The 18,953-nt window shown below is 71.0% G+C and carries 18 protein-coding genes and 3 tRNA genes; 12 read left to right on the top strand and 9 right to left on the bottom strand.

Annotation, left to right across the window (positions count from 1 at the left end; translation table 11 throughout):
• Positions 1-176 precede the first annotated feature (176 nt).
• The 3 genes from GTY47_RS27040 to GTY47_RS27030 all read left to right on the top strand — a co-directional run bounded on the left by GTY47_RS27040 (position 177) and on the right by GTY47_RS27030 (position 4,693).
• Entirely contained in the window at positions 177-2,045 is a 1,869-nt protein-coding gene (locus GTY47_RS27040; RefSeq protein WP_010045059.1) for a hypothetical protein, read from the top strand.
• 203 nt (positions 2,046-2,248) lie between these two features.
• A complete protein-coding gene (locus GTY47_RS27035) occupies positions 2,249-3,724 on the top strand; it encodes a N,N-dimethylformamidase beta subunit family domain-containing protein (protein ID WP_010045057.1) in 1,476 nt (491 codons plus the stop codon).
• A gap of 69 nt (positions 3,725-3,793) precedes the next feature.
• Positions 3,794-4,693: a phosphoribosylaminoimidazolesuccinocarboxamide synthase gene (locus tag GTY47_RS27030; protein WP_010045054.1), complete on the top strand. Its 900-nt coding sequence runs from the start codon at positions 3,794-3,796 to the stop codon at positions 4,691-4,693.
• A 55-nt stretch (positions 4,694-4,748) separates the two neighbouring features.
• Here GTY47_RS27030 and GTY47_RS27025 read toward each other — a convergent pair.
• The 8 genes from GTY47_RS27025 to GTY47_RS26990 form a co-directional block, all read right to left on the bottom strand.
• Positions 4,749-4,824, bottom strand: a tRNA-Gly gene (locus GTY47_RS27025).
• A 22-nt stretch (positions 4,825-4,846) separates the two neighbouring features.
• Positions 4,847-5,467 carry a response regulator transcription factor gene (locus GTY47_RS27020; protein ID WP_010045051.1) on the bottom strand — a complete coding sequence of 207 codons (621 nt, stop codon included), beginning with the start codon at positions 5,465-5,467 and terminating at the stop codon, positions 4,847-4,849.
• Positions 5,464-6,741, bottom strand: coding sequence for a histidine kinase (locus GTY47_RS27015; protein WP_010045050.1), 1,278 nt, complete (start codon positions 6,739-6,741; stop codon positions 5,464-5,466). Before GTY47_RS27015 ends, GTY47_RS27020 begins: the two co-directional genes overlap by 4 nt.
• A gap of 22 nt (positions 6,742-6,763) precedes the next feature.
• Positions 6,764-7,567 (bottom strand): ABC transporter permease, encoded by an 804-nt coding sequence (locus GTY47_RS27010; protein WP_010045049.1) that lies wholly within the window; start codon positions 7,565-7,567, stop codon positions 6,764-6,766.
• Positions 7,564-8,532, bottom strand: coding sequence for an ABC transporter ATP-binding protein (locus GTY47_RS27005; RefSeq protein ID WP_010045047.1), 969 nt, complete (start codon positions 8,530-8,532; stop codon positions 7,564-7,566). Before GTY47_RS27005 ends, GTY47_RS27010 begins: the two co-directional genes overlap by 4 nt.
• A gap of 130 nt (positions 8,533-8,662) precedes the next feature.
• Positions 8,663-8,735 (bottom strand) — tRNA-Gly (locus GTY47_RS27000).
• Between the two features lie 82 nt (positions 8,736-8,817).
• A tRNA-Gly gene (locus tag GTY47_RS26995) sits at positions 8,818-8,889 on the bottom strand.
• A 135-nt stretch (positions 8,890-9,024) separates the two neighbouring features.
• Positions 9,025-9,342, bottom strand: coding sequence for an Lsr2 family protein (locus tag GTY47_RS26990; RefSeq protein ID WP_010045046.1), 318 nt, complete (start codon positions 9,340-9,342; stop codon positions 9,025-9,027).
• Between the two features lie 267 nt (positions 9,343-9,609).
• Between GTY47_RS26990 and purS the strand changes: the two genes are divergently transcribed.
• The 9 genes from purS to purM all read left to right on the top strand — a co-directional run bounded on the left by purS (position 9,610) and on the right by purM (position 18,591).
• Entirely contained in the window at positions 9,610-9,873 is a 264-nt protein-coding gene (gene purS, locus GTY47_RS26985; RefSeq protein ID WP_010045045.1) for a phosphoribosylformylglycinamidine synthase subunit PurS, read from the top strand.
• Complete coding sequence (gene purQ, locus GTY47_RS26980; RefSeq protein ID WP_010045044.1) at positions 9,870-10,550, top strand: phosphoribosylformylglycinamidine synthase subunit PurQ; 681 nt, start codon at positions 9,870-9,872, stop codon at positions 10,548-10,550. Before purS ends, purQ begins: the two co-directional genes overlap by 4 nt.
• Positions 10,547-12,805 carry a phosphoribosylformylglycinamidine synthase subunit PurL gene (purL, locus tag GTY47_RS26975; protein WP_010045043.1) on the top strand — a complete coding sequence of 753 codons (2,259 nt, stop codon included), beginning with the start codon at positions 10,547-10,549 and terminating at the stop codon, positions 12,803-12,805. Before purQ ends, purL begins: the two co-directional genes overlap by 4 nt.
• 103 nt (positions 12,806-12,908) lie before the next feature.
• Positions 12,909-13,409: a winged helix-turn-helix domain-containing protein gene (locus tag GTY47_RS26970; protein ID WP_010045041.1), complete on the top strand. Its 501-nt coding sequence runs from the start codon at positions 12,909-12,911 to the stop codon at positions 13,407-13,409.
• Positions 13,410-13,431: 22 nt separating this feature from the next.
• Positions 13,432-14,265, top strand: coding sequence for a M23 family metallopeptidase (locus GTY47_RS26965; protein WP_010045038.1), 834 nt, complete (start codon positions 13,432-13,434; stop codon positions 14,263-14,265).
• 5 nt (positions 14,266-14,270) lie between these two features.
• Positions 14,271-15,068, top strand: coding sequence for a maleylpyruvate isomerase family mycothiol-dependent enzyme (locus GTY47_RS26960; RefSeq protein ID WP_010045036.1), 798 nt, complete (start codon positions 14,271-14,273; stop codon positions 15,066-15,068).
• A 37-nt stretch (positions 15,069-15,105) separates the two neighbouring features.
• Entirely contained in the window at positions 15,106-15,885 is a 780-nt protein-coding gene (locus GTY47_RS26955) for an META domain-containing protein (RefSeq protein WP_010045035.1), read from the top strand.
• Positions 15,886-15,948: 63 nt separating this feature from the next.
• On the top strand, positions 15,949-17,478 hold the full coding sequence (gene purF / locus GTY47_RS26950) for an amidophosphoribosyltransferase (protein WP_010045033.1): 1,530 nt from the start codon (positions 15,949-15,951) through the stop codon (positions 17,476-17,478).
• 45 nt (positions 17,479-17,523) lie between these two features.
• Positions 17,524-18,591, top strand: coding sequence for a phosphoribosylformylglycinamidine cyclo-ligase (purM, locus tag GTY47_RS26945; protein WP_010045031.1), 1,068 nt, complete (start codon positions 17,524-17,526; stop codon positions 18,589-18,591).
• 69 nt (positions 18,592-18,660) lie between these two features.
• Here purM and GTY47_RS26940 read toward each other — a convergent pair whose 3' ends face one another.
• A complete protein-coding gene (locus GTY47_RS26940) occupies positions 18,661-18,912 on the bottom strand; it encodes a DUF3073 domain-containing protein (protein ID WP_010045029.1) in 252 nt (83 codons plus the stop codon).
• Positions 18,913-18,953 lie beyond the last annotated feature (41 nt).

The raw sequence follows: 18,953 nt of genomic DNA, 5'->3' as shown, positions 1-18,953 counted from the left end.
AGTGACCAATGACCTATCGGGCTGACGTGGGGCGGAGCCCCAACTAGGGTGCGGCGCAAAGCGTTCCGGCACTTGGCCCACCGACATTGCGATGTCAGTGGCCGGTGCCACAGTGGGGGAGTGAGCAAGGAAAGCGTCAGGTCAACGGGGAGGGGGTGAGGTCGGTCGTGACCGGAATGGGTGTGGAGGCAGGCGCGCAGGCCGCGCGGTCACGGGCACTCGTCGTGCTGCGCATGCGCAGCCGTGCGCTGGCCGTCGCCCTGCTGCCCGCCGCCGTCGCCGTGATCCTGCTCGCGGGCGCCGCCACCGGCCGTCTCGTCGGCCCCGGCTGGGATGCCGCCCGCTGGATCCTGACGCCCGTCGCGGTCCTCGTGCTGCTCGCCGCCGCCGGTATCGCCCTGGTCGTCGCCCGGGCCCGTCCCGCCATGAGCCCGACCATCCCGATCACCGAGGAAGCGGCCCCCGACCTGTACCGGATGGTGCGCGACCTCGCCGACCGCCTCGATGTCCCCACGCCCTCCGCGATAGCGCTCACACCGGACTGCGACAGCTGGCTGGAGGACCGCACCCACCGGGCCCACGGCCCGCCCCCCGCCGAGGAGCACGACGACATAGCGGGCGGTGGCGGACACGCGCACCGCCGTCACCCGGTCGCGCCGGTCCTCGTCATCGGCTCCCCCTTCCTGTGGTGGATGCGGGTCGGCGAACTGCGTGCGGTCCTCGCTCCGGTCGTCGCCGGTACGGGCCCCTCGGCGCACCCGGACATAGCCGCCGCCCGGCGTTTCGTCCGGGGTCTCGACGCCGCGGTGGCCGTGGCCTCGGCGCCGGAACGCGGGCCGGTGTCGCGGGCCGTCCTGGCCGGTGTCGGCTGGGTGGCCCGGCTGCTGCTGCGCAGTTGCCGTGTGCACGCCGCCGAGATGGAGCGGGGCGTGGCGGCCGCGGCCGCGGAGCGTGCACAGGCTGTGGATTACGGGCTGCGGATCGTCGCCCAGGAGCAGGTGGGCCTGGCGTACGCGGGCTGGGACCGGCTGCTGACCCGGGTCGCGCTGCCCGCCTGGCGGATGGGCCGCTGGCCGTCCCGGCTGGACGCCGGTGTGGTGGCGGCGCTCACGGAGCTGTCCCGGCGCGACCGCCTGGCCGAGGGCTTCGCGTCCCGTCTCGGTGAGCGGCCCGCCTGCGATCTGCTGGAGGAGCCGGGCGCGGTCGACGAGGCGGCCTCCCTGCTCGCCGCCCGCCTCTTCCACGGAGGCCCGGCGGGGCCCGGTCCCGACTGGTCGCCGGTGGGCTGGAGCGAGTATCCGGAGGAGGTCGTGGACCGCAAGTGGCGCATCGACGCGGCCCGGCTCCACCGCGTCCTGGACGCCATGGGCGTCCACCCGGCCCCGGGAGGCACGGCCCCCGACACCGGCGGCCCGACCCTGTCCCGCGTCCTGGACCACCTGACGGACCAGGCCGGAGAGACACCCTTCACCCCCCGAGGCCCGGAACGACCCCCGGACGACGAAGAGGACCTCTCCGGTACGACCCCCCGCAGTGCCACGCTCGCCGCCCGGCTCAGGGCCGAACTGTCCCGCGAGGAAGCCACGGCGGCGCCAAGCCCGTCGGCCTCCGCCACTTCGGCCGCCGCCGCCTCGGCCGTCGGCACCTCAGCCGCCGCCACCGCGACGCCAAGCCCGTCGGCCTCCGCCCCCACGACCCCGGCCCCTCCGCCGGCCAGCTCCGTGGACACCCCGCCCACCCCGGACCCCGCAGCCCTCTGGGACGACCGGACCCTTCCCCTCTTCCCCCTCCAGCCCCCGCGTACGGCCCGTGAACTGCTCGCCGACCACCTCACGGCGATGATCTGCTGTGCCGCGATGGACACCGCGGGCGCGACACCGGGCCTGGACTGGCTGGACGGCCCGACCCTCCTCCACAACGGCGAACGCACCGCCGACCTGGCGCCCAAGGTCCTCACCCTGATCGAGGACGGCGACTCCACGCCCCTGCGGGCCTGGCTGGCCGAGCTGGGGATACGACCCGAGAAGCCGGTCCGGCTCGCCTGACCGCCGGAGCACCAGCTTCCGCTTCTGGCCAATTCGAAACGAACAGTGACGAAGTGCGCGCATTATGTGATGTGCTTGGACCGTTCGCGCACATGGCAAGGGCTTGCGACATACGACAAACACATAAGCACGAAGGAACCACACAGGTCGCAGCCCACCACACAGCACGCACACCACGGGGGCGAAGGGGAGGGGAAGCAACCATGGGTTCGGAGCAGATCCGCCGCTGGGAGTCGGGGGCGCTGGCGCACGCCGTGACGGATCCCTTCGGGCAGGGCCCCGTTCCGTGGCTGCGCGGAAACGTGACGTACTTCGACGACAGCGGCCAGGTCGTCCCCTGGTACGTGGACCAGGACCCGGATCAGGCTCCGAAGAAGGGCAGCCGCTCCAGCGGCCCCCGCGCGGCCGACGACGTCCACCGCCAGATCAAGGGCTTCACCTCCACCGGTGCGGTCGCACCCGGCGAGGCCATCGACTTCCACATCACCGTCGACCCGCCGCAGGAGTTCAGCGTCGACATCTACCGCATCGGCCACTACGGCGGTGACGGCGCCGCGAAGATCACCACCAGTCCGCGCCTGTCCGGCATCGTGCAGCCCCCGCCGCTCACGGCGGACCGCACGGTCTCCTGCCACCACTGGTGGCTGTCCTGGCGGCTTCAGATCCCGTCGTACTGGAACATCGGCGCGTACGTCGCCGTCCTCACCACCGCCGACGGCTACCGCTCCCACGTCCCCTTCACGGTCCGCCACGACCAGCCCGCCGACCTGCTCCTCGTCCTGCCCGACATCACCTGGCAGGCGTACAACCTCTACCCGGAGGACGGCCGCACCGGCGCCAGCCTCTACCACGCCTGGGACGAGAAGGGCCGTCTGCTGGGCGAGTCCGAGGCCGCCACCACGGTCTCCTTCGACCGCCCGTACGCGGGCGCGGGCCTTCCGCTGCACGTCGGCCACGCCTACGACTTCATCCGCTGGGCCGAGCGCTACGGCTACGACGTCGCCTACGCCACGGCCGGCGACCTGCACGCGGGCCGCGTCGACCCCACCCGCTACCGCGGCCTGGTCTTCCCGGGCCACGACGAGTACTGGTCGGCCGCGATGCGCGGCGCCGTGGAGCTCGCCCGCGACGCCGGCACCTCGCTCGTCTTCCTCTCCGCCAACACGATGTACTGGCAGGTGGAACTGGGCCCCTCCCCGTCCGGCGTCCCCGACCGCCTGCTGACCTGCCGCAAGCGCCGGGGCCCCGGCAAGCCGGTGCTGTGGCGGGAGATCGACCGGGCGGAGCAGCAGCTCCTCGGCATCCAGTACGCCGGGCCCGTCCCCGTGCCGCATCCGCTGATCGTGCGCAACGCCGGCCACTGGCTGTGGGAGGCGACCGGGGCGCACGAGGGGGACGAGATCGAGGGCCTGGTGGCGGGCGAGGCCGACCGCTACTTCCCACGCACCCCACTGCCCGAGCACGAGGAGCGCGTGCTGCTCGCCCACTCGCCGTACACGGACAAGGAGGGCGCGCCGCGCCACCAGGAGACGTCCCTGTACCGCGCCCCCTCCGGCGCCTGGGTCTTCGCCTCCGGGACGTTCGCCTGGACCCCGGCCCTGGACCGCCCCGGCCACGTCGACGCCCGCATCCAGCGGGCCACCGCAAATCTCCTGGACCGCATCTGCAAACGCGACTGACCCACTGTCCGCGATCACCCCCGCATACGGGAGAATCGACCTCATTGGACAGAACCACGGGGAGGAACCGTGTCCGGATTCGTAGAGAAGCCCGAGCCGATCCAGGTTCCGGGCCTGGTGCATCTGCACACCGGCAAGGTGCGCGAGCTGTACCAGAACGAGGCGGGCGACCTCGTGATGGTTGCCAGCGACCGCATCTCCGCATTCGACTGGGTGCTGCCGACCGAGATCCCCGACAAGGGCCGGATCCTCACGCAGCTCTCCCTGTGGTGGTTCGACCAGCTCGCCGACCTGATCCCCCACCACGTCCTGAGCACCGAACTGCCGGCCGGCGCCCCCGCCGACTGGGAGGGCCGCACGCTCGTCTGCAAGTCGCTCCAGATGGTCCCCGTGGAGTGCGTGGCCCGCGGCTACCTGACCGGCTCGGGCCTGGTCGAGTACAACGAGTCCCGCACGGTCTGCGGCCTCGCCCTGCCGGAGGGCCTGGTCGACGGCAGCGAACTGCCCGCCCCGATCTTCACCCCGGCCACCAAGGCCGCCGTCGGCGACCACGACGAGAACGTCTCCTACGAGGAGGTCGCCCGCCAGGTCGGCGCCGACACCGCCGCCCGGCTGCGCCAGGCGACCCTCGCCGTCTACTCCCGGGGCCGGGACATCGCCCGCGACCGGGGCATCATCCTCGCGGACACGAAGTTCGAGTTCGGCTTCGACGGCGACACCCTGGTCCTCGCGGACGAGGTCCTCACCGCGGACTCCTCGCGCTTCTGGCCGGCCGACCAGTGGCAGCCGGGCCGCTCGCAGCCGTCGTACGACAAGCAGCACGTCCGCGACTGGCTGACCTCGGCGGAGTCCGGCTGGGACCGCAAGAGCGAGCAGCCGCCGCCCGTGCTGCCGCAGCAGGTCGTCGACGCCACCCGCGCCAAGTACGTGGAGGCGTACGAGCGCCTGACCGGCATGAGCTGGACGTAGGACCCGCACGCAGGACGCGGAGAAGCCCCCCGGCCGGAACCGGGGGGCTTCTCGCTGGAGCGAACGACGAGGTTCGAACTCGCGACCTCAACCTTGGCAAGGTTGCGCTCTACCAACTGAGCTACGTTCGCCTGCGCCGTGGCGCGGGAACCACTATACCCAACCTCGCTCCCGCGCGAGCCGCACCGCGGCATGCCGGTTCTCCGCCCCCAGCTTCGACACGGCCGACGACAGGTAGTTCCGCACGGTCCCCTGCGACAGCGCGGCCCGCTCCGCGATCTCCGCCACGGGCGCACCGTCGGCCGCGAGCTCCAGCACCTCGGCCTCCCGGGCGGTCAGCGGCGAGTCCCCGGCGGCGATCGCGTCGGCGGCCAACTCCGGGTCGACGTAACGGTTCCCGGCGTGCACGGTGCGAATGAGCTCCGCGAGCCGCTGCGCACTCACGGTCTTCGGCACGAACCCCCGCACCCCGGCCTCCAGCGCCCGCTTCAGATGCCCGGGCCGCCCGTGGCTGGTGACGATGAGCACCTTGCACCCGGGCAGTTCGGTCCGCAGTGATGTGGCGACCTTCACACCGTCGGCGCCGGGCATCTGGAGATCCAGCACGGCGACGTCGGGCTTGTGCGCCCGGGCCATCGCCAACGCCTCCGGCCCGGTGGCCGCCTCGGCGACGACCATCAGGTCGTCCTCCAGTGACAGCAGCGCGGCGAGCGCCCCACGAATGAGGTGCTCGTCATCGGCCAGCAGCAGCCGCACCGGCTCTACGGCCGTCATGGCGTGACCTCACTCACAGCACGCACGGCGGCAGCGGCCGGGACGGGGCCGGAAGGCGCAGGCCCCGACGCCAGCGGAACCTCGGCCGTCAGCAGGAACCGCCCCTTCCCCACCGGCCGGGCCTCCAGCGCTCCGCCGATCTCCGCCAGCCGCCCCCGCAACCCGGCGAGCCCGGAGCCGGAACCGCCGCCGGCCGTCGCCTCCTCGCTCACCCCGTCGTTCTCCACGGACAGCACCACGCGCCCCTGCAGCACCCGCAGCCTCACCGTGCACCGACGGGCGTCCCCGTGCCGCAGGACGTTCGTCGCCGCCTCCCGGACCACCCATCCCAGGGCGGACTGCACCGCGACCGGCAGCCCGGACGGCGTCGCCCCGCTCACCGCGCACTCGATGCCGGCCGCTGCCAGCACGCCCTGCGCCCCGGCCAGTTCCGTCGCGAGGTCGGCCTCGCGGTAGCCGCGCACGACCTCGCGCACCTCCCGCTGCGACTCCCGGGCGAGCCGCTGCACCTCGACCATCTGCGCCACGGCCTCCTGTCGCCCTCGCTGGGCCAGCTGCACGGCCAGCTCGCTCTTGAGCGCGATGACGGCGAGGTTGCGCCCCATGACGTCGTGCAGATCCCGCCCGAACCTCAGCCGTTCCTCGGCGACGGCGAGCCGGGCCCGGGTCTCGCGGGCCTCGTCGAGTTCGTAGACGGCGTTGAGGAGCCACACGGAGAAGGCGGCCGTGAAGGCGAGGAACATGCCGCCGACCAGCACGATCACCGCCATGATCAGTGCCGCGAGCGCGGAGAAGCCCAGCGCGAACGCCGAGGCCCAGGAGCCCGCGGCGAAGCCGCCCGTGATCCCGAACACCCGCCGCCGGTCGCGGACGCCGAGCGCGATGATGGCGGGACTGAAGATCAGGACGACTCCGAAGACCCCACCCGCGGCGGTTTCCACGCTTTCGCCGTCCGGCCCGTGCTCGGCGATGCCGATCGCGGCGACGGCGACCGCCGCCGAGACGGCCGCCAGGGTCCACATCAGCCGTACGGGCTGGGGCCTGCGGCCACGCGTCCAGTCGACCGACCGTGAGACGGTCACGCAGCAGAAGACGGCGTGCACACCCACCATCACCAGCACCACGCCGCCCAGCCGTGCCCCCAGCGGAGCCACGGACGTGAGCCCGACGGAGAAGAACTCCATCACCGCGAAGAAGTGGAACGACCACCGCGTGTACGTCTCGACCTTCTCCGGCGTGGTCTTGCGCCGCCACCACCTGCCCGGCCCGCGCATCAGCCCGTCACTCCCCCTTCGGTCAGCGCCGCGGTTCCCAGCGGAACCACCGCCGTACAGCAAACACCGCGATGACGATCCAGGCCATCGCCGTCGCCAGGGCGCCCAGCGCCTCGTACGCCGACAGATCGCCGGTCCAGCCGCCGCGCACCAGGGTGACGACGGGCGTCAGCGGCAGCAGTTCGCAGACGGAGGCCACCCGGTCCGGCAGCAGCTCCAGCGGGACTAACATGCCGGAGCCCAGCGTCGAGACGAGCATCAGCGGCATCGGCGTGACCTGGGCGCTCTCGCCGGTCCTGGTCACGGCGGCGGTGGCCGCGGCGAGGGCCGCGCACATCACGAGCCCCAACAGCAGCCCGACGACGGCCAGAAGGGGCGCGGACGGCGCGGACAGATCCAGCAGGACCGAGCAACCCGCCGCCAGCAGCAGGCACTGCACGATCCCGATGAGTACTGCCGACAGCGCCGTACCGGCCAGGATCTCGACGTCCCGTAGCTCACCGGTGCGCAGCCGCTTGAGGACGAGTTCCTCACGCCGGACGACGAGGGCGCCGACGAGCACCGAGTAGACGGCGAACAGCAGGGAGAAGCCGACCGCTGCGGGCAGCACCAGCGTGCCGGTGTTCAGCCCGGCTTCGGCGAGGTCCATCTCCTTGGCCGCCGACCGCACGCTGACCGGCATCACCAGCGGTAAGAACAGCGCCGCGACGAGTGCCCCCCTGGTCCGCCCGAGCAGGGTCAGTTCGGCACGGGCGAGCGCTGTCATCCGGCTCAGTGGAGTGGTCGCCGCCGACACCGGGCGGGACGTCGTCCGGGTGGCGCTCATGCCGCGTACTCCTTCGTCGTCCCCCTGGCCTGTTCCGCGGAGACCTCCTTGGCGATCCTGAGGAACGCCTCCTCAAGGGAGGCCGACCGCACGTCCAGGCGGCGCAGTTCCACCCGGACCCGCGCGGCCCACATCAGCAGCCCGGTGGCCGTCCGCTGGAGTTCGTGGGTGCGGAGCCGGACGGTCCGGCCGTCGGTCTCGTGCCCGGTCACGCCCAGCTCGCCGAGCGGCGGGAGATCGCCCACGAAGTAGCCCTCGGGCAGCTCGAAGGAGATCCGCGAGGGTTCGGCGGCGGTCACCTCGGCCGGGGTCCCGGTGGTGGCGACGCGACCCTCGTGCATGATCGCCAGCCGGTCGGCGAGGGTCTCGGCCTCCTCCAGGTAGTGCGTGGTCAGCAGCACGGTCGTTCCGCCGTCGCGCAGCGCGCTCACCAACTCCCAGGTGTCGCGGCGGCCTTCGGCGTCCAGCCCGGTGGTCGGCTCGTCCAGGAAGAGCACCTCGGGGTCGCCGAGCAGCGCGAGCGCCAGATCCAGCCGGCGCCGCTGGCCGCCGGACAACTGCTTGACCCGGATGCCGGCCTTCGACTCGAGCCCGACCAGCGCCAGGACCTCCGCCGGTGGCCGCGCCCCGCTCACACACCCCGCCCACATCCGCGCGGTCTCCGCGACGGTCAGCTCCGACGGGAAGCCTCCCTCCTGGAGCATCACGCCGGTGCGCGGCCGTACGAGGGCCCGGTCGGTGTACGGGTCGTGCCCGAGGACCCGCACCCTGCCGCCCGCCGGCGCCGCGAGTCCCTCCAGCAGTTCGACGGTCGACGTCTTGCCCGCGCCGTTGGTGCCCAGCAGGGCGAAGATCTCCCCGCGTCCTACGGAAAAGGTGATTCCGCTTACCGCCTCGAACCCGCCCCCGTACACACGCCGCAGGTCAGTGACCTCAATCACGTGTTCGTGTCCGTTGGTTTCCATGTCCTCAGCGTTCCGGCCCCGTGGTTCCGGGAGCAGTGCGCGCTGTCATCAGTCGGCATGACAAATGTCAGAAGCGGAGAGGGAAACACGAAGAAGACCCCGGTCCATCAGGACCGGGGTCTCATTCCCGAGCGGACGACGAGGCTCGAACTCGCGACCTCAACCTTGGCAAGGTTGCGCTCTACCAACTGAGCTACGTCCGCATGTGCTCCCGACCGGCTCTCACCGATCGGTGCGGGCACCAGCCTACCTGATCCACCAGAGTGGTAGGTACTGGCGATGCAGAGCGGGTGACAGGAATCGCACACTGCGCCTTCCCCCTGGAAGGGGGATGTTCTACTACTGAACTACACCCGCATGTTTCCGTGAGCCGGGCCTTTCGGCCTCGCCCCTCGGCGTGCTCCAGACTCTAGCTGATCAGCCGGGGTGCTGCGCAAGTCGGTTGCCGCGAGGGGCGCGTGACCGGTCGTCCGGCCGGGCTCACCGGGCTGTTCACTGCGCGGCGGTGAACGCCTCGTAGACCTTCTTGGGGATGCGCCCGCGCGCGGGGACCTCCATCTTGTTGGCCTGGGCCCAGGCCCGCACCGCCGACGGGTCGGGGGCGACCTCCGTCTGCCGGTACGCCCTGCCCGAGCGGGACCGCTTGCGACCGGCCTCCACGTAGGGCGCGAGCGCCTTCCGCAGTTCGCCGGCATTGACTTCGTTCAGGTCGATCTCGTACGACTTGCCGTCCAGTCCGAAGGCGATCGTTTCCGCCGCTTCCGAGCCGTCGATGTCGTCAAAGAGAGTGACCACGACCTTCTGCGCCACGAATATCGGTCCCTTCCTGCGGCACTTGCCAATTCATTTCTACAGTGCCTGACAATGCAATGTGAAACCCGACTAAATCTGCCCGCGTGTCCGAACGCAATAGGTTCCGGGTGTCGACCCGGAATCTTTCCCGGAAATTTTCGCGTGTGGGTCCGTCGATGCAGGATCGTGATGACCGTCACGTAGTTTCCTACAAGTCAACGCGCGTAGAAATTTTGTGCGGGTAGTCTGAAGGAACCTGCTCAGCACCACACACCGGGAGTGCCAGTGGCACGCGTCGTAGTCGACGTCATGCTCAAGCCGGAGATCCTCGACCCCCAGGGCCAGGCGGTGCAGCGCGCACTGCCGCGGCTGGGTTTCGAAGGGATCTCGGACGTCCGCCAGGGAAAGCGTTTCGAACTGGAAGTTGACGGGCCGGTCGACGAGGCCGCCCTCGCCCGCATTCACGATCTTGCGGAGTCCTTCCTCGCGAACACCGTGATCGAGGACTTCACCGTCCGGGTCGAGGAAGTCGCGGAGGCCGTGAAGTGACCGCTCGTATTGGCGTCGTCACTTTCCCCGGCAGTCTGGACGACCGGGACACGCAGCGCGCGATCCGCCTCGCGGGCGCCGAGCCGGTCGCCCTGTGGCACAAGGACAAGGACCTCAAGCAGGTCGACGCCGTGGTGCTGTGCGGTGGTTTCTCCTACGGCGACTATCTGCGCGCCGGGGCCATCGCCCGCTTCTCGCCGGTCATGGAGCCGCTCATCGAGCAGGCGAAGGCCGGCCTCCCGGTCCTCGGCATCTGCAACGGCTTCCAGATCCTCACCGAGGCCCACCTGCTGCCCGGCACGATGCTGCGCAACAACCACCTGCACTTCATCTGCCGCGACCAGAAGCTGCGGGTGGAGAACGCCGAGACGGCCTGGACCAGCGACTACACCGCCGGCCAGGAGATCCACATCCCGCTGAAGAACATCGACGGGCAGTACGTCGCCGACCGGCACACGCTGGACGCGCTGGAGGCCGAGGGCCGGGTCGCCTTCCGGTACCTGGACGTCAACCCCAACGGCTCGAACAACGACATCGCGGGCGTCACCAACGAGGCCGGCAACGTCGTAGGCCTCATGCCGCACCCCGAGCACGCCGTCGAGCCGCTGATCGGCACCGGTCGTACCGACGGCCTCCCGTTCTTCACCTCGATCCTCAAGAAGCTGGTCAACGCATGAGCCGGACGCCTCTGGACACGGTCGAGCACGCGGCCGCGACCCCCGACGTCGAGCTGCCCTGGGCCGAACTGGGCCTGAAGAAGGACGAGTACGAGCGCGTGGTCGAGATCCTCGGCCGCCGGCCCACCGGGGCCGAGCTCGCCATGTACTCGGTGATGTGGTCGGAGCACTGCTCGTACAAGAGCAGCAAGGTGCACCTGCGCCAGTTCGGCGAGAAGGCACCCGAGAACGACGCCCTGCTCGTCGGCATCGGCGAGAACGCCGGTGTCGTGGACGTCGGCCAGGGCTACGCGGTCACCTTCAAGGTCGAGTCGCACAACCACCCGTCGTACGTCGAGCCCTACCAGGGCGCGGCCACGGGTGTCGGCGGCATCGTCCGCGACATCATCGCCATGGGCGCCCGGCCGGTCGCGGTCGTCGACCCGCTGCGCTTCGGCGCCGCCGACCACCCCGACACCAAGCGCGTCCTGCCGGGCGTCGTCGCGGGCATCGGCGGCTACGGCAACTGCCTGGGGCTGCCCAACATCGGCGGCGAGGTCGTCTTCGACTCCTGCTACCAGGGCAACCCCCTGGTCAACGCCGGATGCATCGGCGTGATGCGGCACGAGGACATCCACCTCGCGAAGGCGTCCGGCGCGGGCAACAAGGTCATCCTCTACGGGGCCCGCACCGGCGGCGACGGCATCGGTGGCGCCTCCATCCTGGCCTCCGAGACCTTCGACGACGCCAAGCCCTCCAAGCGCCCGGCCGTCCAGGTCGGCGACCCCTTCCAGGAGAAGCTCCTCATCGAGTGCACCCTGGAGGCCTTCAAGGAGAAGCTGGTCGTCGGCATTCAGGACCTCGGCGCGGCCGGCCTGTCCTGCGCCACCTCCGAGCTCGCCTCGAACGGCTCGGGCGGCATGCGCGTGACGCTGGACGACGTCCCGCTGCGCGACTCCACGCTCTCGCCCGAGGAGATCCTCATGAGCGAGTCGCAGGAGCGCATGTGCGCGGTCGTCGAGCCGGAGAAGGTCGACCGCTTCCTGGAGATCTGCGAGAAGTGGGACGTCATCGCCACCGTCATCGGTGAGGTGACCGACGGCGACCGCCTGGAGATCTACTGGCACGGCGGCAAGATCGTCGACGTCGACCCGCGCACGGTGGCCCACGAGGGCCCGGTCTACGAGCGCCCGTACGCCCGTCCGTCCTGGCAGGACGCCCTCCAGGCGGACGACGCGAACAAGCTGCCGCGACCGGCGACGAGCGAGGAGCTGAAGGACCAGGTCCGGAAGCTGGTCGGCTCCCCGAACCAGGCCTCCAAGTCCTGGATCACCTCCCAGTACGACCACTTCGTGCAGGGCAACACGGTCCTCGCCCAGCCCGAGGACTCCGGCATGATCCGCATCGACGAGGAGACCGGCCTCGGCGTGGCCCTCGCCACGGACGGCAACGGCCGGTACGCCAAGCTCGACCCGTACGCGGGCGCGCAGCTGGCGCTGGCGGAGGCGTACCGCAACGTCGCCACGACGGGCGCCAAGCCGCTCGCCGTGTCCGACTGCCTGAACTTCGGTTCGCCCGAGGACCCGGCGGTGATGTGGCAGTTCGCGGAGGCCGTGCGCGGTCTGGCGGACGCCTGCCAGCAGCTCGGCACCCCGGTGACCGGCGGCAACGTCTCCCTGTACAACCAGACGGGCGAGGCCGCCATCCACCCGACCCCGGTGGTCGCGGTCCTGGGCGTCATCGACGACGTGGCCCGCCGCACGCCGGTCGCCTTCCAGGAGGAGGGGCAGCTGCTCTACCTCCTCGGCGACACGCGTGAGGAGTTCGGCGGTTCCGCCTGGTCGCAGGTCGTGCACGACCACCTCGGTGGTCTGCCGCCCAAGGTCGACCTGGAGCGCGAGCGGCTGCTCGCCGAGATCCTGATCGCCGCCTCCCGCGACGGCATGATCGACTCCGCGCACGACCTCTCCGACGGCGGTCTGATCCAGGCGGTCGTCGAGTCGGCACTGCTGGGCGGCAAGGGCGCGCGCCTGATCGTCCCGGACGGTCTGGACGCCTTCACGTTCCTCTTCTCCGAGTCGGCGGGCCGCGCGGTCGTGGCCGTGCCGCGTTCGGAGGAGGTCCGCTTCAACGACATGTGCGGTGCGCGGGGCCTGCCGGCCACCCGTATCGGTGTCGTGGACGGCGACTCGGTGGACGTCCAGGGCGAGTTCACGCTCCCCCTCTCCGAGCTGCGCGAGCTCCACGAGGGGACCATCCCGGCCCTGCTGGCGTAGGCAACTCGCTCCGAAGCCCTCGTCCGGGCCGCCGGGCGGGGGCTTCGCCGTGTCCGGATTCCGCTCTTGAACGTAATTACGTAGTTCCGTAATCTCGGGTGGCGTGGAACTCGAACAACGCGTCGCCGACCTGGAGCGCCGACTGGCGGCACTGGAAGGCGCCCAGCGCACCGGACCTCGTCTGGACGGCGGCGACTTCTGGGCCCTGAACGGGCTGAAGGAGCAACTGTCCGAGACAGGGGCCACCGACGGAGGCGTCCTGTACACCGGCTCCGTGCGGCTGCCGACGGGTGAGGAGTACGCCTGGCAGCTGGGCGCCCTCACGGAAAACCTGCTGGAGGGCGACTGGACGGCGGCCGCCGAGTCGTTCGCGGCCCTCGGCCACCCGGTCCGGCTCCGGCTGCTGCGCGAGATCCTCGGCGGTCGGCGCACCGCGGCGGAACTCGCCGAGCTGGACGAGGTCGGCACGACCGGCCAGATCTACCACCACCTGCGCCAGCTCACCGGCACCGGCTGGCTGCACACGACCGGCCGGGGCCGCCACGAGGTGCCGCCGGGGCGGGTCGTACCGCTGCTGGTGGCGCTGGCGACGGCCCGTCCGTAGAAGCGCGTCGAGGGGGAACAGGATGTCCGCACGCAAGCTCGGCATGGTGGCTTTCCGGGGGCTGCAGCTGGCCTTCATCGCATTGGTGGTCGCGCACATCTGCTTCGACTGGGGCTACCACGCCCTGTGGAACTGCCTGCCGCTGGTCCTGGCGTACGTCGTCGTCACCGTCGCCAACCGGTGGGGCGGTGCCCCGGACAGCCCCCGGGCGGCCCGCGAGCCCGTCGAGGTCGATCCGCCGGTCACCGGCCGCTGGTCCGCGCTGAACAGCCCGGCCGACCGCACCCCGAGCCACGGCGTCCACGCCCACGGTCAGACATACGCGATCGACATCCTCGCCGAGCCCGAGCCGGGCGCCCGCCCCGCCTTCCGGTGGCTGTGGCCGCTCGCCCGCCGCCCCCAGGACTTCCCGGCCTTCGGCGCCCCGATCCTCGCGGTCGCCGACGCCACGGTCGTCCGGGCCGCCGACGGGCAGCGCGACCACCTGAGCCGCACCTCCCTGCCGGGGTTGCTGTACCTGCTGCTCGTTGAGGGCTCGGTGCGCGAGCTGGCCGGCACCGGGCGCATCCTCGGCAACCACCTCGTCCTCGACCTCGGCAACGGCACCCACGCCGCCTACGCCCATCTCCAGCGCGGCTCCCTCACCGTCCGCGAGGGCGACCGCGTCCGCGCCGGGCAGCCGATCGCCCGCTGCGGCAACTCGGGCAACTCCTCCGAGCCGCACCTGCACTTCCAGCTGATGGACGGCCCGGACCCGGACGCGGCCCGGGGCGCGCCCTTCACCTGGCGCGGAATCGGCGTGCCGCGCAACGGAGAGATCTTCGAGGCGCCGCCGGCGGCCGTCGCTCTAGGCTGACCCCCATGCCTCCGGCCAAGAAGCGCACCCGCAGCTACGATCCCGTCAAGATCCAGGCGGCCGTGTTCGCCCAGTTCGGGAACGTGCGGCAGGCCGTCCGCACCCTCACCCCCGAGCAGCTCGACCTGCCGACCAGGCTCGGTGACTGGACGGTCCGGGAGCTGGCGGCCCACGTGACCATGGCCGTGGAGACCGTCAGCCGCAACCTCGACCGCGACGAGCCGGCGAAACCGGAACTCGGCCTCCTCGACTGGCCCTTCGCCACCGCCGTCCGAGCCGCCGACATCGACGACGGCACCCGGCAGCTCGCCGAGGCCAACCCCGACCTCGACACCCTGTACGACAGGACCGAGGAGCGCCTCGCCGAGAAGCTCGCGGCCGCCCCCGGCACCCGCGTCCTCGCCGCGCGCACCGGCGCCATGACCCTCGCCGACTACCTCGTCACCCGCACCGTCGAACTCGTCGTCCACACCGACGACCTCAACGCCGCCGTCCCCGGCCTGGACATCCCCTACGACCGTCAGGCCCTGGCCGCCTGCACCCGGCTGCTGGCCGACGCGCTCGCCGTGAAGGCCCCCGGCGGCTCGACGGAGGTGCGGGTGCCGCCGTACGCGGTGGTGCAGTGCGTGGAGGGGCCCCGGCACACCCGCGGCACGCCGCCCAACGTCGTCGAGACGGACCCGCTGACCTGGATCCGGCTCGCGACCGGGCGGGTGTCCTGGGCGCAGGCTCTGGAGGACGCCAAGGTCAGCGCGAGCGGGGAGCGGGCGGATCTGTCGGCCCACCTGCCCCTGATGACATAAGGGGAACCGATCCCCCCGGGTCCCCCGTCGAAGTGGCATGGACAGGCAGAAGCAGCGCATGACCCTGACGGCCGCCGCCATGCTCGTCCCGCTCATGGCGGCCTGCGGCAACGAGAAGGCGGGCAGCGGCAGCGGTTCGGTCGGTGCCGAGAAGCCGGTGACGGTGACAGGCGTGCGGTGGAGCGTGGACAGCGTCACCGCCGACGGAAAGACCCAGAAGGCCCCCACCGGCGCCCACGTGACCATCGACAAGGGCCGGGCCGAGGGCAGTCTCGGCTGCAACAAGTTCGGCGCCGAGGCCACCGTCGACGGCGACCGCGTCAAGCTCGGCATGACCAGGTCCACCCAGATGGCCTGCGAGAACACGCCCGTGGAGTTCGAGGAGACCCTCGCCCGCACGCTCTCCGGCCGGGAGTTCGAGGCCCGGATGGACGGCGACCGCCTCACCCTCACCACCGGCCAGGGCGACACCGTCCGCCTGACCAAGGCGAAGGACGCCCCGCTGAGCGGCACCAAGTGGACCGTCACGACCCCGGAAACCGACGGCCGCGCCCACCTCACCTTCGACGCGAAGAAGGGCACGGTCTCCGGCAGCCTCGGCTGCAACAAGGTGAACGCCGAGGCCACCGTCCGCGACGGCGATATCACCCTCGGCCCCCCGTCCACGACCCGAATGATGTGCGAAGACTCACTCATGTCCGACGAGAAGGCCCTGCTGCGACTTTTCGACGGGAAGCTGAAGTACGGAGTCGATCACCAAACCCTGACGCTGACCAGCGAAAACGGTACGAGTGTGCGAGCCGTCGCCGAGCGGTGATCCACTGAAAAGTCCGGTATCCCCAATTCGGACCAGTGGACGACCTCGCCTACACTCGGTGGCGTGCCACGTGGTGACGGACGACTCAACCACGACCTGCTCCCCGGTGAGAAGGGCCCCCAGGACGCTTGTGGCGTCTTCGGTGTCTGGGCTCCGGGCGAAGAGGTCGCCAAGCTCACGTACTTCGGGCTCTACGCCCTCCAGCATCGAGGCCAGGAATCCGCGGGAATCGCGGTCAGCAACGGCTCACAGATCCTCGTCTTCAAGGACATGGGCCTGGTCTCCCAGGTCTTCGACGAGACCTCACTCGGTTCGCTCCAGGGTCACATCGCGGTCGGTCACGCCCGCTACTCGACCACCGGCGCCTCCGTGTGGGAGAACGCCCAGCCGACCTTCCGCGCGACCGGACACGGCTCCATCGCGCTCGGTCACAACGGCAACCTCGTCAACACCGCCCAGCTCGCCGAGATGGTCGCCGACCTGCCCAAGCAGGAAGGCGGCCGTACGCCGCGCGTCGCGGCCACCAACGACACGGACCTGCTCACCGCGCTCCTCGCGGCCCAGGTCGACGAGGACGGCAAGCCGCTGACCATCGAGGAGGCCGCGCACAGCGTCCTCCCGCAGGTCAAGGGCGCCTTCTCGCTCGTCTTCATGGACGAGCACACCCTGTACGCGGCCCGCGACCCGCAGGGCATCCGCCCCCTGGTCCTCGGCCGGCTGGAGCGCGGCTGGGTCGTGGCCTCCGAGTCCGCGGCCCTCGACATCTGCGGCGCCTCCTACGTCCGCGAGATAGAGCCGGGCGAGTTCGTCGCCATCGACGAGAACGGCCTGCGCACGTCCCGGTTCGCGGAAGCGAAGCCCAAGGGCTGTGTCTTCGAGTACGTGTACCTGGCCCGTCCCGACACCGACATCGCCGGCCGGAACGTCTACCTCTCCCGCGTGGAGATGGGCCGCCGCCTGGCGAAGGAGTCCCCGGTCGAGGCCGACCTGGTGATAGCGACCCCGGAGTCCGGCACCCCGGCGGCCATCGGTTATGCCGAGGCCTCCGGCATCCCCTTCGGCGCCGGCCTGGTGAAGAACGCCTACGTCGGCCGTACGTTCATCCAGCCCTCGCAGACCATCCGACAGCTGGGCATCCGCCTGAAGCTGAACCCGCTGAAGGAAGTCATCAAGGGCAAGCGCCTGGTCGTCGTCGACGACTCGATCGTGCGCGGCAACACCCAGCGGGCCCTGGTCCGCATGCTCCGCGAGGCGGGCGCCGCCGAGGTCCACATCCGGATCTCCTCGCCGCCCGTGAAGTGGCCCTGCTTCTTCGGCATCGACTTCGCCACCCGCGCCGAGCTCATCGCCAACGGCATGACGATCGAGGAGATCGGCACCTCCCTGGGCGCCGACTCCCTGGCCTACATCTCCATCGACGGCATGATCGAGGCGACCACCATCGCCAAGCCGAACCTGTGCCGCGCCTGCTTCGACGGCGAGTACCCGATGGATCTCCCGGACCCCGAGCTGCTCGGCAAGCAGCTCCTGGAGACGGAGCTGGCCGCCGGCCCGGCCGCCACGGCCGCCGCCGACGCGATCCGCCGCCCGTAGGCAGCCCGCAAAACCTGCTGTACGACACGAAGGTTCTCATTAGCCATGTCTGAGACAACTGGTGCCAGCTACGCAGCCGCGGGCGTCGACATCGAAGCGGGCGACCGCGCCGTCGAGCTGATGAAGGAGTGGGTGAAGAAGGCCCAGCGCCCCGAGGTCCTCGGCGGCCTCGGCGGCTTCGCCGGCCTCTTCGACGCCTCCGCCCTGAAGAACTACGAGCGGCCCCTGCTCGCCTCCGCCACGGACGGCGTCGGCACCAAGGTCGACATCGCCCGCCGGCTGGGCGTCTACGACACGATCGGCCACGACCTGGTCGCCATGGTCATGGACGACATCGTGGTGTGTGGCGCCGAGCCGCTGTTCATGACCGACTACATCTGCGTCGGCAAGGTCCACCCCGAGCGCGTCGCAGCCATCGTCAAGGGCATCGCCGAGGGCTGTGTGCTGGCCGGCTGCGCCCTGGTCGGCGGCGAGACGGCCGAGCACCCGGGCCTGCTGGGCGAGGACGACTTCGACGTCGCCGGCGCCGGTACGGGCGTCGTGGAGGCCGACCGGCTGCTCGGCGCGGATCGTATCCGGACGGGTGACGCGGTGATCGCCATGGCGTCCTCCGGTCTTCACTCGAACGGGTACTCCCTCGTCCGGCACGTCCTGCTCGACCAGGCCGGCCTCGCGCTGGACACCCACGTCGACGAGCTCGGCCGCACCCTCGGCGAGGAACTGCTGGAGCCGACGAAGATCTACTCGCTGGACTGCCTGGCCCTGATGCGCACCACCGAGGTGCACGCCTTCAGCCACGTCACCGGCGGCGGACTCGCGGCGAACCTGGCCCGGGTCATCCCGGACGACCTGCACGCGATCGTCGACCGCTCCACCTGGACCCCGGCCCCGATCTTCGACCTCGTCGGCACGACGGGTCAGGTCGAGCGCCTGGAGCTGGAGAAGACCCTGAACATGGGCGTCGGCATGATCGCGATCGTGCCGCAGGAGTCCACGGACGTGGCCCTGGCGACCCTGGCCGACCGTGGTGTGGACGCCTGGGTGGCCGGAGAGATCACGGACAGGGGCGAGCACACCACTGGTGCCGCCCTGATCGGTGACTACGCCGGCTGAAGACCTGAACGCAGCACAGAACCCGGTCGGTGACCGAGGTCACCGACCGGGCAAATGCTCAGTGCAAGGTCAAGCGCCGCGACGATGCTGCGAGGACTGGGTGTCCTCGTCCTCGTCGTCGTCCTCGTAGAGGTCGGCGTACCGTGCGTACAGGTCGTCGTCCTGATCATCGTCCTCGAACGGCCCGCCGTTAGGCGGCTGCGGATTCGAAGGCGATGCACCCAGCTCCTCGGCCAGGCGTGAGAGGTCAGTCCCACCGCTGTTGTACTTCAGCTGGCGGGCGACCTTCGTCTGCTTGGCCTTGGCCCGGCCGCGCCCCATGGCTCGACCCCCTCAACGACGGGGCTCGACGGCCCCAGAGT

The organism is Streptomyces sp. SID5464 (assembly GCF_009862985.1).
In the GTDB taxonomy this organism is placed as follows: Bacteria; Actinomycetota; Actinomycetes; order Streptomycetales; family Streptomycetaceae; genus Streptomyces; species Streptomyces chartreusis_D.
This window is presented reverse-complemented; position numbering and strand designations above follow the sequence as displayed.